The 13118-nt window shown below is 67.3% G+C and carries 12 protein-coding genes and 1 riboswitch; of the genes, 6 read left to right on the forward strand and 6 right to left on the reverse strand.

Translation table 11 applies throughout. The annotated features are described in order from the left end of the window. The first annotated feature begins 61 nt into the window (after nt 1-61). The gene (locus AC0IY0_RS25755) at nt 62-1321 is read left to right on the forward strand and encodes an adenylate/guanylate cyclase domain-containing protein (protein WP_147908949.1); all 1260 of its coding nucleotides are present in this window, start codon (nt 62-64) and stop codon (nt 1319-1321) included. Nucleotides 1322-1486: 165 nt separating this feature from the next. Here AC0IY0_RS25755 and AC0IY0_RS25760 read toward each other — a convergent pair whose 3' ends face one another. Next, complete coding sequence (locus tag AC0IY0_RS25760) at nt 1487-2572, reverse strand: glycosyltransferase (RefSeq protein ID WP_471766110.1); 1086 nt, start codon at nt 2570-2572, stop codon at nt 1487-1489. Between the two features lie 488 nt (nt 2573-3060). Beyond that, nucleotides 3061-3188, forward strand: a riboswitch (TPP riboswitch). A 64-nt stretch (nt 3189-3252) separates the two neighbouring features. Between AC0IY0_RS25760 and thiO the strand changes: the two genes are divergently transcribed. The 5 genes from thiO (at nt 3253) to AC0IY0_RS25785 (ending at nt 8001) form a co-directional block, all read left to right on the forward strand. Continuing rightward, the gene (gene thiO / locus AC0IY0_RS25765) at nt 3253-4476 is read left to right on the forward strand and encodes a glycine oxidase ThiO (RefSeq protein WP_471766111.1); all 1224 of its coding nucleotides are present in this window, start codon (nt 3253-3255) and stop codon (nt 4474-4476) included. Then, nucleotides 4473-4685 carry a sulfur carrier protein ThiS gene (thiS, locus tag AC0IY0_RS25770; protein WP_147896857.1) on the forward strand — a complete coding sequence of 71 codons (213 nt, stop codon included), beginning with the start codon at nt 4473-4475 and terminating at the stop codon, nt 4683-4685. The genes thiO and thiS overlap by 4 nt, the downstream gene beginning before the upstream one ends. Nucleotides 4686-4687: 2 nt before the next feature. Further along, on the forward strand, nt 4688-5491 hold the full coding sequence (gene thiG / locus AC0IY0_RS25775) for a thiazole synthase (RefSeq protein ID WP_147937827.1): 804 nt from the start codon (nt 4688-4690) through the stop codon (nt 5489-5491). Next, nucleotides 5488-6123: a thiamine phosphate synthase gene (locus AC0IY0_RS25780; protein WP_471766112.1), complete on the forward strand. Its 636-nt coding sequence runs from the start codon at nt 5488-5490 to the stop codon at nt 6121-6123. The genes thiG and AC0IY0_RS25780 overlap by 4 nt, the downstream gene beginning before the upstream one ends. Nucleotides 6124-6231: 108 nt before the next feature. Then, nucleotides 6232-8001 (forward strand): peptidase domain-containing ABC transporter, encoded by a 1770-nt coding sequence (locus AC0IY0_RS25785; RefSeq protein WP_471766113.1) that lies wholly within the window; start codon nt 6232-6234, stop codon nt 7999-8001. 16 nt (nt 8002-8017) lie between these two features. Here AC0IY0_RS25785 and AC0IY0_RS25790 read toward each other — a convergent pair whose 3' ends face one another. The 5 genes from AC0IY0_RS25790 to radC all read right to left on the reverse strand — a co-directional run bounded on the left by AC0IY0_RS25790 (nt 8018) and on the right by radC (nt 13117). Further along, nucleotides 8018-8767, reverse strand: coding sequence for a proteasome-type protease (locus AC0IY0_RS25790; protein WP_147855650.1), 750 nt, complete (start codon nt 8765-8767; stop codon nt 8018-8020). A 114-nt stretch (nt 8768-8881) separates the two neighbouring features. Continuing rightward, entirely contained in the window at nt 8882-9709 is an 828-nt protein-coding gene (locus tag AC0IY0_RS25795; RefSeq protein WP_147908943.1) for a transglutaminase family protein, read from the reverse strand. A 124-nt stretch (nt 9710-9833) separates the two neighbouring features. Continuing rightward, the gene (locus tag AC0IY0_RS25800) at nt 9834-10781 is read right to left on the reverse strand and encodes an alpha-E domain-containing protein (protein WP_147908942.1); all 948 of its coding nucleotides are present in this window, start codon (nt 10779-10781) and stop codon (nt 9834-9836) included. Between the two features lie 66 nt (nt 10782-10847). Further along, nucleotides 10848-12287 carry a circularly permuted type 2 ATP-grasp protein gene (locus AC0IY0_RS25805; RefSeq protein WP_147937824.1) on the reverse strand — a complete coding sequence of 480 codons (1440 nt, stop codon included), beginning with the start codon at nt 12285-12287 and terminating at the stop codon, nt 10848-10850. A 95-nt stretch (nt 12288-12382) separates the two neighbouring features. Next, entirely contained in the window at nt 12383-13117 is a 735-nt protein-coding gene (gene radC, locus AC0IY0_RS25810; protein WP_471766114.1) for a RadC family protein, read from the reverse strand. Between the last annotated feature and the right edge of the window lies 1 nt (nt 13118).

The raw sequence follows: 13118 nt of genomic DNA on the forward strand, positions 1-13118 counted from the left end.
CCCGCGGCGCCTCCCCTCCGACCGCGTTGCCAGGCGGCTGCGCGGCCCCCACCTTGGCGCCATGCTCGAACGCCGCCCGCCAACGCCCGGATTGCCGACGGCCTTCGCGGACGGCTCCGAAGCCGACGACGTGCCCTTCGGCGCGCTCCAGCCCTCGGTGGGCATCCGCGACTGGCTGCTTGGCGAGGGCGCCCGGCTGCAGAAGGCCGAGGACATGCTGTCCGGCCTCGCCGAGCGGCTGATCGCCATCGGCGTGCCGGTGGATCGGGCCTCCACCGCGATCGACACCCTGCACTCGGAATATGCCGGCGTGGGCCGGGTCTGGACCCGGGACGGCGGCACCAGCGTGCGGCTGTTCCCGCACGGGGGCCGCTCGCAGGAGGCTTATCTCAACAGCCCGTTCCACACCGTCCACGAGACCGGCGAGTGGCTGATCCTCGACGTCGCCGAGACGCCGGACGATGCCTACGCGATCATCCCGGACCTGAAGGCCGGCGGCTACACCCACTACGTCGTGGCGCCGCTGTTCTTCACCAACGGCACCAAGAACGGGATCACCTTCGCGACGAAGGCGCCCGACGGGTTCGGCGAGGACGACATCGCGATCCTCCGCTTCGTCATGCCGGCGCTCGCCGCCGTCGCAGAGATGCGCGTCCTCAACAAGCAACTCGACCACGTGCTGCGCCTCTATGTCGGCGACGAGCCGCACCGGGCGATCCTGGCCGGCGACATCCGCCGCGGACAGGTGACGCGGATCCGCTCGGCGATCCTATTCGCCGACATGCGGGACTACACCCGGACCTCCGCCGACATGACTCCCGAGGAGGCGGTCGGGCTGCTCAACGTGTTCTTCGACTGCCTGGTGCCGCCGATCGAGCGTGAGGGCGGCGAGGTCCTGAAGTATCTGGGCGATGGCTTGCTGGCGATCTTCCGGGAATCGGGCGACGATCTCGGGGGGGCCGCCAAGGGGGCGCTCACTGCGGCCCAGAACGCGCTGGCGGCCCTCGACGAGGCCAACGCCCTGCATCAGTTCTCGGTGCCGGTGGCGGCGGGAATCGCGCTCCACCACGGCGAGGCCGCCTACGGCAATGTCGGCTCGGGCTCCCGGCTCGACTTCACGGTCATCGGCCGCGACGTGAACCTCGCCAGCCGGATCGCCCGGCTGAACCGCCAGCTCGGCGAGCCGCTGCTGATGTCGAAGCCGTTCGTGGACTTCCTCTGGGGCGATCCGATCCCCCTGGGCGAGCACGTCCTCGACGGCTTCCGCGAGCCCATGGCGGTGTTCCGCCCGAAATTCCTGCGGCCGCGTGCGCCGAGCTGAGAGTTTTCGCAAAATGTCACAGGACTGATAAATTCGCCCCCATACGTAACAATGACATCAGTGCCGTTTAGAACCTCTGTGCTTAGCCGTGTGACGCGGATATTTTTCCGACTGCCCCAGCTTTTAGGCTCTCCATAATCGAAAGATCGTAGACCTGTGCTGGGATTATCCCGATCCAGGCACCGACTCGGCCATCTTGACTAGAACTGCGTTCGCCAAGGCTGCGGTCCGGGTGAGAACCTCGTCTGGAACTTCCGGCAGGTCGAGTATTTTCAGGCACGCCGCCGCGCAGGCCTTGTGTTGCGCCGTGTGATAAGCGTGAATTGAAAATTCTTCCAGCAATCCAAAATCGTAAACCCAGGGCATTATTGCGATGCCTTCTTTTGGCGCCTTGAGGGACAGTCCGGACTCCGCATACCGGTATCCCGCCGCAAACTTCTCCTTGCGTCTGCAGTATTGGCTAGCGCTGTGGCGTGCCTCAGCCCGTGCCGGACAGACGGGAATCATGCGATCGTACAGCTTCAGGACTTTTTCCGCGGGCTCATTCAATTTCTCCATGAGCCAGGCAGCGTTCAATAAACTGATGTATACTTCTTCCTTCCAATACCCGAGGCTGCTTCGCTTCAGATAACAATCCAGTGCCTTGAGATCTTCGCCGACATCGCGATAAGATCGCGCGAGATAGAACGTGTATCGCGCGATCATGAATGGGTCTTTTTCAGCAGCTAACGCTCTTTCCAGAACCGCCAAATCTCGTCGTTCCGACGACCGATCGCGATGACGAGCTCCATCGTCGCCGCGACGCATGGCAAGCGGCAGCTTGGGTGTTGGCGGGTCCTTTTGGCACTCCAGAAATTCATGCACGACGCCTCGATAGCGCCAATTTTTATTATTTTTAATCAGTTGTATACGCCAGTATTCTGTATTTTCATCCAAAATCGTCATCATGTACCCTGCCGCAATGAGCTTCGGCATCGAGAAATCATTGGGAATTATCAATTGATCGTCGGCATCGATGATCAAACTATATACGGCGTGCGGGCGCGCTAATTTTAAAGCCTCGGTGCGGTTGAAGGCGAAATCGACCCAGGGTCTCTCCACAAGCGTACCGGGCATGTCTGCCATCGCTGCGCGGATGACATCCTGTGTTCCATCCGTCGAGCCGGTATCGACAATGATCCAATGGTCAATAACGGATCTCACAGAATCAAGACACCTGCGAATAACGTGAGACTCATTCTTGACGATCATGCAAAGGCAAATTTTTTGACCAAAACTATTCATGCCAATACACCCAAAGAAAATTTCGTTACATCGCCTCTTATCGTGCTGCGTCTTTTGATAGCGCAAACCTCCTCATCACCCAATCTAGCTCCCCGCATTAAATTTACTTTTTGATTTTCATTATTTATATAGCATTATAAAGGGCGAATTATTCAAGTACTTTTTCAAAATTAACGACTATCTCTTATGGAAAATTCATTGAATATTACTGATTATAACTCAAAAAATTAAAATATTGGGAATCGCTGGCGCAGGTATGCCGGCATGCACGCTCGTGCCGCGGACGCCTTCAATGATCGAGCATGGCGCATATCGCTCAACCGGCAAGCGACGCGATCAGAATTAGGCCCTGGGCCGGAGATCCGATCGGTGATTGCGCCACCAGGAATGTTGCATCCCAGACCGCCGCTCGCCGTATCAGGCTTGACCCGCGGGGCCTACGCGACCAGATCTATCGCTGTTCCAGGGAGATCCCCGGCAAGGGGCTGAGAAACCGCTGGCAAGTCCCCCGGACCTGCGGCGCGGAAATCCTTCGAACCTGATCCGGCTCACACCGGCGTAGGGATTGGACCGCGGCCGCCTGAATGGCAGGTCACCGCTTCTCACCGAAGCAGACGGCCCGATCTTCGCGACGGAATTCCGCGGAGATGACTTTGGCTTTTGACCGCCCCGTTTCGCCGATCGGACGCCGCCGCCTCCCGGGCGGCTTCGCCGCGCAGGCCTCGCTGCCGGCGCGTGCCGATGTCGCCGTCGTCGGCGGCGGGTTGATCGGCCTGTCGATCGCCTGGCGGCTCGCACGCGCCGGCCGCGCGGTGGTCGTCATCGAGCGCGACACGATCGGCGCGGGTGCGAGCCTGGCCGCCACCGGCATGCTGGCCCCGGCCGCCGAGCACGAGCCGGGCTCCGATCCGCTGCTGCCCCTCGCCCTCGAATCGCTCCGGCTCTGGCCGGGGTTCCGCGACGCCCTCGAAGCCGAGACCGGCCTGCCGATCGATTATCGCGCGGACGGGACCGTCGTGGTCGCCATCGGCCGCGACGAGGTCGAGCGCCTGCGCTTCCGCTACGACCTGCAGCGCCGCTCGGGCCTCGACGCCGCGTGGCTCCCGGGCACCGAGGTGCGGCGCCTTGAGCCCGCCCTGCGGCCGGCCGTCACCGCCGGAATCCATTGCCCACTGGATCACCAGGTCGATCCCCGCCTCGTTATGGCGGCACTGGCCGAAGCCTGTCGGCGTGCCGGCGTGACGCTGGTCGAGGGCCTGGCGGTGAGCGGGCTCGACTGGTCCGGCGGAACGGTGACCGGCATCCGGGCCGGCGACGAGGCCGTGACGGCCGATACCGTCGTGCTGGCCTCCGGCGCGTGGAGCGGGGAGGGCGGCCTGCTGCCCGAACATCTCGCCCTGCCGGTGCGACCGCTCAAGGGCCAGTCGATGGCCCTGCGCACCACCGCGCGCACCGGCACGCTCAGCCGGATGATCTGGACCGAGCAGGTCCACATGGCGCCCAAGAGCGACGGCCAGCTGATCGTCGGCGCAACGGTCGAGGATTGCGGCTTCCGGTCGGGCATCACCGCCGGCGGCCTCTTCGCCCTGCTCGAGGGCGCGCGCCGGGTGCTGCCCGGCATCGAGGAGATGGAGGTCGAGGCCGTGTGGGGCGGCTACCGTCCGACCTCGGACGACGACGCGCCGATCATCGACACGCTTGCGCCGGGCCTCGTCGTCGCCACCGGCCATCACCGCAACGGCTACCTGCTCGCCCCCGTGACGGCCGAGGCGGTCGCCGAACTCGTCACACGCGGCGCGCTGCCGGAGATCGCACAGCCGTTCACTCGGGCGCGCTTCGACCGACGCGAACCCACGAGGGCCTCGGCATGAAGCTTCTGGTGAACGGAGAAATGCGGGATCTCGCGGTCGAGACCATCGCGGCCCTGTTCCGGGCCGAGGCCGACGAGACCGGTATCGAGAGCCCCCAGGGCATCGCCATCGCGCTGAACGGCCGCGTGCTGCGCCGCCGGGACTGGGACGAGACGCCGGTCGCCGAGGGCGACCGGGTCGAGATCGTCCGCGCCATGCAGGGAGGTTGACCATGGACCAGACCGTCACGCCGCTGCGCCCCGAGACCGAGGCGGACCGCTTCACCATCGCCGGAGTGGAGCTGTCCTCGCGGCTGTTCATCGGCACGGCCGGCTACCCGACCCAGGCGATCATGCGCGACGCGGTCGCGGCGTCTGGGGCCGAGGTCGTCACCGCCTCGATCCGGCGGGTGTCCCTCCAGGGCCACGGCTCGGACACCGTGCGCATCCTGAAGGGCAAGCGCTTCCTGCCCAACACCGCCGGCTGCGAGACCGCCCGCGACGCGATCATGACCGCCGAACTCGCCCGGGAGGCTCTGGACACCAACTGGATCAAGGTCGAGGTGATCGGCGACCGGGAGACCCTCTATCCCGATGTGGCCGAGTTGATCGAGGCCTGCCGGCATCTGGTGGACGAGGGCTTCGTGGTCCTGCCCTACTGCAACGACGATCCGGTCGTCTGCCAGCGCCTGGAGGATCTCGGCTGCGCCGCGATCATGCCGATGGGCTCGCTGATCGGCTCCGGCATGGGGGTCGCCAACCCGGCCAATATCGAGCTGATCTGTCGCCGCGCGAGCGTACCGGTGATCGTCGACGCCGGCATCGGCACCGCCTCGGATGCGGTCATCGCCATGGAGCTCGGGGCGGCGGCCTGCCTGATCAACACCGCCATCGCCAAGGCCGACGACCCGGTGCGGATGGCCCGGGCCATGGGCCGCGCGGTCGAGGCCGGGCGCGATGCCTATTGCGCCGGTCGCATCCCCCGCCGCGGCCGGGCCGATCCGTCGAGTCCGCAACTCGGCCTCGTCGGCTCGTGAGACCGCTGCCGTCGCGGCTGCTGGCAGTGACGGACCGGCACGGGCACGCCCGGCCCCTGGCCGACACCGTGCAGGCGGCGCTCGACGGCGGCGTCCGCTGGATCTGGTTCCGCGACCGCGACCTCGACCCGGAGGCGCGGCGCAGCCTCGGCGCCAGCATCGCCGCCAGGGTCCGTGCGGCGGGCGCGTTCCTCACGGTCGGCGGTGACATCGCCCTGGCTGAAGCACTCGGGGCGGACGGCGTGCATCTCGGTGGCGGCACCGGGCCGGAATGGATCACGGCGGCCCGCGCGGCCCTCGGACCGAATGCGCTGATCGGGATCTCGGCCCACGCACCCGTGGAAGTCGAGGCTGCCGCCGGGGCCGACGCCGACTATGTCACCCTGAGCCCCATCTTCCCCACCGCCAGCAAGCCCGGCTACGGCCCGGCCCTCGGTCCGGAGGGCATAGCGGCGGCCCGTCGTGCCAGCCTGCCGATCGTCGCCCTCGGTGGCGTCACGCCGGAGCGCATCCCGCTCTGCCAGGATGCGGGTGCAGCCGGGGTCGCCGTGATGGGCACGCTGATGCGCGCCGCCGGGCCCGCGGCCGCCGCCCGTCGCATCCTGGCGGCCTGGGACGGGTGCCAGCCCTAACCCCCGTCGGGCGCAGGCGGACGGCGTCTCCGGGTGGACCGCCGCGGAGCGGTCGCCAGCGCCGCGAATGTATGCCTCACTCCGCGCCCGATTCGGAGCGCGGGGGTGGTGTTGCGGGCAGACCGATCGTCCTTCGGCTGGCGCTGGCTCGGCCGTTCGCTCGCGTTGCGCCGGGGGCAGGTGAACTGGCTCCTGATCGCGATCGCGGCGGGATACGGCGCCGGGCTGGTCTTTCCGGTCGCCACCCAGCGCATCGTCGACGCGATCGTGGCCGGGCAGGCCGACCTGCACCTGCTCGGGCTGGCGCTGCTCGCACTCCTGTCGATCGCCGCCGAGGTCGGGCTCACCGCGTTCCGGGGGCGCCTGATCATCGCGCTGGCGGTCTTCCTCGACCGCCGGATCTCCCGCCGCGTCTTCGCCCACCTGCTGCGGGTGCGGATCGACGGTGCCGGCTTCAAGTCCGGCGAAGTCTTGAATCATTTCCAGCAAATCACGAAGATCCGGGACTTCGTCCTGCATCAGATCCCGAACACGGTGATCGATGCCGGCGGCGCGCTCGTCGCCTTTGGCCTGGTCCTCTACTACGACGTCGCGGTCGGGGCGGCGCTCGCGGTGGCGGCGCCGCTGATCGTGATGATCGCGAGCAACCAGATCAGCGGCATCTGGAAATCCGCGAAGGCCTATTACCAGTCGATCAGCGTCCGTGACGGCACACTGGCCGAGAGCGTCAACGGCCTGGCCACCGTGAAGTCGCTTGCCCTCGAAGCCGGGCGGATGCGGCGCTGGATTACGGTGACGGACAACACGCTTGCCGAACTGAGCGGCGTCATGGACCTGCAGCGGCGCTACGGGCTGCGGTCCCAGGCGGTCTCGCGGGCGATGACGCTGCTGGTCATCGGCGTGGGCTGCTGGCGGATCTATGGCGGCTACCTGACCGTCGGCGAGTTTTTAGCGATCCAGGTGGTCGCCGCCCGCATCACCGGCCCGCTTCTCGGCAGCGCCGACATCCTGCGCATGGCCCAGGAGGTGAACGTCGCGATCCGCGAGATCGGCGGCTTCCTCAGCCTGCCGCGCGAGCAGGCCGGCCGCCATCCGCCCCTGCGACGGATCGGTCCCGGCGGCATCCGCCTCGACGGCGTCTCACTGACCTATCCGGGTGCGGCGCGGCCAGCGCTGTGGGATCTGAGGGCGACCCTGCCGGAGCGCGGCATCGTCGCCATCGTGGGACGCAACGGCTCGGGCAAGTCGACCCTGCTGCGCATCCTGCTCGGCCTGCAGCGCGACTATACCGGCCGGGTCGAGATCGGCGGTGCCGATCTGCGGGATTACGATCCCCGATGGCTGCGCGGCCAGATTGGTACCGTGGATCAGGATACGATGCTGTTCTCCGGCAGCGTGCGGGAAAATCTCGCTGCGCAACGCCCGGATGCGGCGGCCTTCGACGCGGCCCTGGACTTCGCCGGGCTGCGGGGACTCGTCGAGACCCTGCCCGAGGGTCTCGATACGTCCCTTGGCGAGGGCGGCCGGACCCTGTCGGGCGGCCAGCGCCAGCGCCTGTCGATCGCCCGTGCGGTGATCCGCAACCCGCCGGTGGCGCTCCTCGACGAGCCGACCGCCTTCCTGGACCCGGAAGCCGCCCTGGCGCTGGAGCGCAACCTCACGGCCTGGGGCCGCGAACGGCTGCTGATCCTCGTCACCCACCATCTCGCCGCGGCGCGCCAGGCCGACCGGATCCTGGTCCTCGACGACGGCCGCCTGCTCGGCGACGGGCGGCACGACGATTTGCTGCGCACGGTGCCGCTCTACGCGGCTTTGTGGGAGGATTACACGCGCGCGATGGTCAGGAGCGCAGACCGGGCCATCGAGCCGACCGGCTGACCTTCCTTGACCGGCCCTATTTGGCCGTCGGGCCGTAAGGCGGGCGCGGGATCGCCCGGTGCGCGGCCCGGAGCGCGGCCGACCAGCGCTCGCGCAGGTCGTGGAAATAGCCCTCGCCGGCCTCGATCCGATGGTTCACTTCGAGGTCGAGGCCGTTGCGGCGGGCGACCGCGATGTCGATCGGCAGGCCGACGCCGAGGTTCGACCGCATGGTCGAATCCATCGAGACGAGGCTGACCTTGAGGGCGTCGTAGAGGTCGCTCTCGAACTTCACCGCCCGGTCGAGGATCGGCTTGCCGTACTTGTGCTCGCCGATCTGGAGGAAGGGCGCGTCGGTGCTGCACTCGATGAAGTTGCCGGCCGAGTAGATCAGGAACAGCCGCATGCCCTCGCCGGCGATCTGTCCGCCGAAGAGCAGCGAGATCGAGAACCGGATGCTGGCCGCCTCGAACCCGTCCCGCTCGATCGCCCGCACCCGCCGGATGGCGCGCCCGATGAGCTGCGCGGCCTGGAACATCGTGGGCGCTTCGATCAGCTTCTGCGGCGGCTCGCCGTCGTCGCTGGGCACACCTTCCTGAAGCAGGCTCAGGACCGACTGGGTGATCGACAGGTTGCCGGCCGAGGCCAGCATCATCACCCGCTCGCCCGGCACGTTGAAGTGGTGGAGCTTACGGTAGGTCGAGATGTCGTCGAGCCCCGCATTGGTGCGGGTGTCGGCGACCATCACGAGCCCCTCCTCGACGAGGACACCGACGCAGTAGGTCATGGATCTCGGGCTCTCGCGGGGTGGGTTTCCGGCTCTCGCCGAGCCGGCGGCCCGCCCTTCAGGGAAACGGGCGAAGGATCAGGCGAAGAATTAGGCAGGGAATCAGGCAGGGACTCAGGACTGTGCGGCGTCCCTGCCTTGCTCGACGCGGAGCTTGACGTCCAGTGTCTCGGTTCCGCCACCGGTGCGGCTGCCGCGGATCGGCGCGGCGCCCAGATAATCCAGCCCGCAGGCGACACGGATCGTGCCGTCGGACGGGGTGTCCTGGTAGCAGGCGTCGAACGCCACCCAGCCGAGATCCGGCACCAGCGCCTCGGCCCAGCCGTGCGGCGCCTCGACATCGGCCTGGCCGTCGCCGCGGGCGCGGTAGCCCGCGACGTAGCGGGCCGGGATGCCGAGGTGGCGGGCGGCGGTGATGAAGACGTGGGTCAGGTCCTGGCAGATGCCCTTGCCGGCGGCAAATGCCGTGGCGGCGGGCACGCCGTTGGCGGCCGGCCCCGGCTCGTAGACCACCGTCTGAGGAACGGTGTCGCGCAGGCGGTGCAGCACCGAGAGCGGCTTGCTGTCGCCGTCGGTGGCGACCCGCTCGGCGAAGACCTGCAGTTCCGCGCTCGTCGTGCAGAGATCCGTGTCCCGCAGGTAGAACTCGTCGGGCAAGCGCTCGACCGTGCCGCGGACCACCCCGTGGGTATCTTCGGTGTCGACTGCGCCGGTGACCCGGATGGTCAGCGCGTCGGCCGGCGCGTCCGGGGTGAACCAGTGGACGATGTTGCCGAACCCGTCCTCGCGGGCGGTCAGCCGCCCGTCGATGGAGGTGTCGATCCGCCAGGTGCGGACATATTGCCCGTCATGGTCCCGCGGCGTCAGGCGCATGACCTGGACGAGGCCGCGGGCCGGGTGCTCGTAGGTGTAGATGGTCTCGTGGACCACGCGGATGCGCATGCGCCGGGCCTGTCTGTCTTTCCGATTGCATCAGCCCGAACCGGTCTCGCCGGCGCTCGGGCGACGATGATGCGTCGTCATACGCTCGGCGCATCGCCCCGGATCCGCCCCCCGGGACGATGCGCTATCCGACCAGATACTGCTTCGCGATGGCTTCGCCCACCTTGTTGTTCTCCACGATGAACGCCTCGACGAACTCGTGGAGCCCGGAGTTGAACACGCGGTCGATATCCTCGCTGTCGAGCTTGGCCAGCATGTTCCCGGCCAGGCGCTGGCTCGGGCCGCGGCGGCCGTAGGCGTCGGCGACGAGGTCGAGATACTCGACGATCACGCTGTAGCAATTGGCAAAGGAGCGCGGCATCTGCTTGTTCAGCATCAGGAGGTCCGCCACCAGCAGCGGCTTGACGCTCTCGCGATAGACCCAGTGATAGGCGTTGAAGGCCGACACCTCGCGCAGGATCGTGGTCCATTGAAAGTAGTCGAGGCTGCCGCCGACCGTCTCGTTCTGCGGCAGCAGGATCTGGTACTTCACGTCGAGGATGCGGGCGGTGTTGTCGGCCCGCTCGATCGCCGTGCCGAGTCGGGTGAACCAGAACGCGTCGTTGCGCAGCATGGTGCGGAAGGCCGAGCCGTCGAAGGTCAGCGAAACGGTCTTCACCCAGTCGAGGAAGCGGCTGAACTCGTCGCGGCTGAGCTCCTTGCCGGCGTAGTTGCGCAGCTCCAGCCAGGCGCCGTTGATCGCGTCCCACATCTCGGTGGTGAGCGCGGTGCGCACCGAGCGGGCGTTCTCGCGGGCCGATTCGATGCAGGAGCGGATCGACGAAGGATTGTGCGGGCTGAAGGCCAGGAAGTCGCAGACCGTGTCGGCATTCACGACACTGTAATGCGGCTTGAACAGGTCCGGATCACCGGCCGAGGCGAGGGCGGATTCCCACTCGTTGGTCTCGCCGCCACCATAGCTGGTCGGCAGCGAGGCGAGCCGGTGCGCCGCGTCGAGGATGCGCGCGACGAAGTCGGCGCGCTCCACGTAACGCGAGAGCCAGAAGAGGTTGTCGGCAGTCCTGGAGAGCATGGTGTGCGAACTCGGATCGGCTCGGCGGCAGGCGGCGCGTCTGGCAGTGTGGAAGCGCTGGGGACCTTAAGCGTCGAGCACCCAGGTATCCTTCGTACCACCGCCCTGGCTGGAATTGACAACCAGGGACCCCTCTTTCAGCGCGACGCGGGTCAGCCCCCCGGGCACGATGCGGATCTGGTCCGCGCCGTTCAGCACGAACGGCCGCAGGTCGACGTGGCGCGGGGCGACCCCGGAGGCCACGAAGGTCGGGCAGGTCGAGAGCGACAGCGTCGGCTGGGCGATGAATCCGTCCGGGGCATGCTTGAGCTTCTTGGCGAAATCCTCGATCTCGCGCTTGCTCGCATGCGGCCCGACCAGCATGCCGTAGCCGCCCGATCCGTTGACCTCCTTCACCACCAGCTGGGACAGGTTGTCCATCACGTAGGCGAAGGACTCCTTCTCACGGCAGCGATAGGTCGGCACGTTGTGCAGGATCGGCTCCTCGCCGGTGAAGAACTTCACGATCTCCGGCATGTAGCTGTAGACGGCCTTGTCGTCCGAGATGCCGGTGCCCACGGCGTTGGCCAGGGTCACGGAGCCGCGCTCGTAGGCGTTCATCAGGCCCGGCACGCCGAGGACCGAATCGGGGCGGAACACCAGGGGATCCAGGAAGTCGTCGTCGAGGCGGCGGTAGATGACGTCCACCCGGCGCGGCCCCTCGGTGGTGCGCATGTAGACCACGTCGTCCTTGGTGAAGAGGTCGGACGCCTCCACCAGCTCGACACCGAGCTTGTCGGCCAGGAACGAGTGCTCGTAGAAGGCCGAGTTGTAGCGGCCGGGGGTCAGCAGCACCACCGTGGGGTCGCGCGTGGTGGAGCCCGGTGCGAGGCTGCGCAGGGTCGCCAGCAGGGCGTCCGGGTAGTTCTCGACCGGCGCGACCCGGTGCTTGGAGAACAGGTCCGGGAACAGCCGCAGCATCACCTCCCGGTTCTCCAGCATGTAGGACACGCCGGACGGGATCCGGGCATTGTCCTCCAGGACGAAGAAGTCCTTCTCGCCGGTGCGGACGATGTCGATGCCGGCGACGTGGACGTAGAGGTCGTGCGGGACCCGGAACGAGCGCATCTCCATCCGGTAATGGGCGTTGCGGTAGACGAGGTCGGCCGGGATAATGCCGGCCTTGATGCATTCCTGCGCGCCGTAGACGTCCTTCAGGAACAGGTTGATCGCGGTCACCCGCTGCTTCAGCCCGCGCTCGAGGAAATCCCACTCCGGCTTGGTGATCACCCGCGGGATGATGTCGAACGGGATCAGCCGCTCGGTCGATTCGTTGTCGCCGTAGACCGCGAAGGTGATTCCGATCCGGCGGAACAGCAACTCGGCCTGGCTGCGGCGGGTGTTGAAATGCTCGGGCGGGGTGGTCTCGAGCCAGGTCTTCAGCTTGCCATAGGCGTCGCGGACGGCGGCCGGGTCGGCGGCGCCGTTGCCGATCCCGTTCATCTCGTCGAAGGCCGTCAACGCCATTCCGATTCTCCCTAACGCTCCCGCTCTTCAGGCAAGAGACGCGCCACCCAGCAGGGCTATACGCGCGGGCACCAACGCTCAAGTCGGCCGGAAGATCAGAACAGCTTGAGGCCTTTCAGGCTGGCATGTCCGTTTCGACCCAGGATGATATGGTCGTGCACTACAATCTTCAGTGGTGCCAGCACCGACACGATTTCGCGAGTCATCGCGACGTCGGCCGTGGACGGACTGGGATCGCCCGACGGGTGGTTGTGGGCCAGGATGATCGCGGTGGCCGAGAGTTCCAGGGCCCGGCGGGCGACCTCCCGGGGATAGACCGGCGTGTGGTCGACCGTGCCGCGGCCCTGGACCTCGTCGGCGATCAGGTGGTTGCGCTTGTCGAGGAACAGGATGCGGAACTCCTCGCGCGCCGCGAACGCCATGGTGGCCCGCAGGTACTCGCTCAGCGCGCTCCAGGAATTGAGCACCGCGCGCTCGCGCAGCGCGCCGCGGGCGAGCCGCCGTCCCGCCGCCTCGATCAGCTTGAGGTCGGCGGCGACCCCGGCGCTCACGCCCTCGACCTCCATCAGCCGGGCCGGCTCGGCGCTCAGGACCTCGGCGAAGCTGCCAAACCGTGCGACCAGGGCCTTGGCCAGGGGCTTCACGTCCCGTCGGGGGATCGCCCGGAACAGGACGAGTTCCAGAAGCTCGTAGTCCGGCAACGCCTCGGCTCCGGCTACCGCGAACTTCTCCCGCAGGCGGTCGCGATGGCCGTGGAAATGCGGCGGCTCCTTGGCGACCGGCGCGGTGCTCCCGGGGAACAGCCCGGCCGCCCCGTCGTCCGCAGCCATG

It is taken from the genome of Methylobacterium sp. AC315 (assembly GCF_979253755.1).

Bases quoted from the DNA above. Each gene is read 5' to 3' on its own strand.
- thiO (WP_471766111.1), top strand. From the start codon at position 3,253: ATGACTTTGGCTTTTGACCGCCCCGTTTCGCCGATCGGACGCCGCCGC.
- AC0IY0_RS25790 (WP_147855650.1), bottom strand. From the start codon at position 8,767: ATGACCTACTGCGTCGGTGTCCTCGTCGAGGAGGGGCTCGTGATGGTC.
- thiG (WP_147937827.1), top strand. From the start codon at position 4,688: ATGGACCAGACCGTCACGCCGCTGCGCCCCGAGACCGAGGCGGACCGC.
- thiS (WP_147896857.1), top strand. From the start codon at position 4,473: ATGAAGCTTCTGGTGAACGGAGAAATGCGGGATCTCGCGGTCGAGACC.
- AC0IY0_RS25795 (WP_147908943.1), bottom strand. From the start codon at position 9,709: ATGCGCATCCGCGTGGTCCACGAGACCATCTACACCTACGAGCACCCG.
- AC0IY0_RS25760 (WP_471766110.1), bottom strand. From the start codon at position 2,572: ATGATCGTCAAGAATGAGTCTCACGTTATTCGCAGGTGTCTTGATTCT.
- AC0IY0_RS25755 (WP_147908949.1), top strand. From the start codon at position 62: ATGCTCGAACGCCGCCCGCCAACGCCCGGATTGCCGACGGCCTTCGCG.
- AC0IY0_RS25800 (WP_147908942.1), bottom strand. From the start codon at position 10,781: ATGCTCTCCAGGACTGCCGACAACCTCTTCTGGCTCTCGCGTTACGTG.
- radC (WP_471766114.1), bottom strand. From the start codon at position 13,117: ATGGCTGCGGACGACGGGGCGGCCGGGCTGTTCCCCGGGAGCACCGCG.
- AC0IY0_RS25805 (WP_147937824.1), bottom strand. From the start codon at position 12,287: ATGGCGTTGACGGCCTTCGACGAGATGAACGGGATCGGCAACGGCGCC.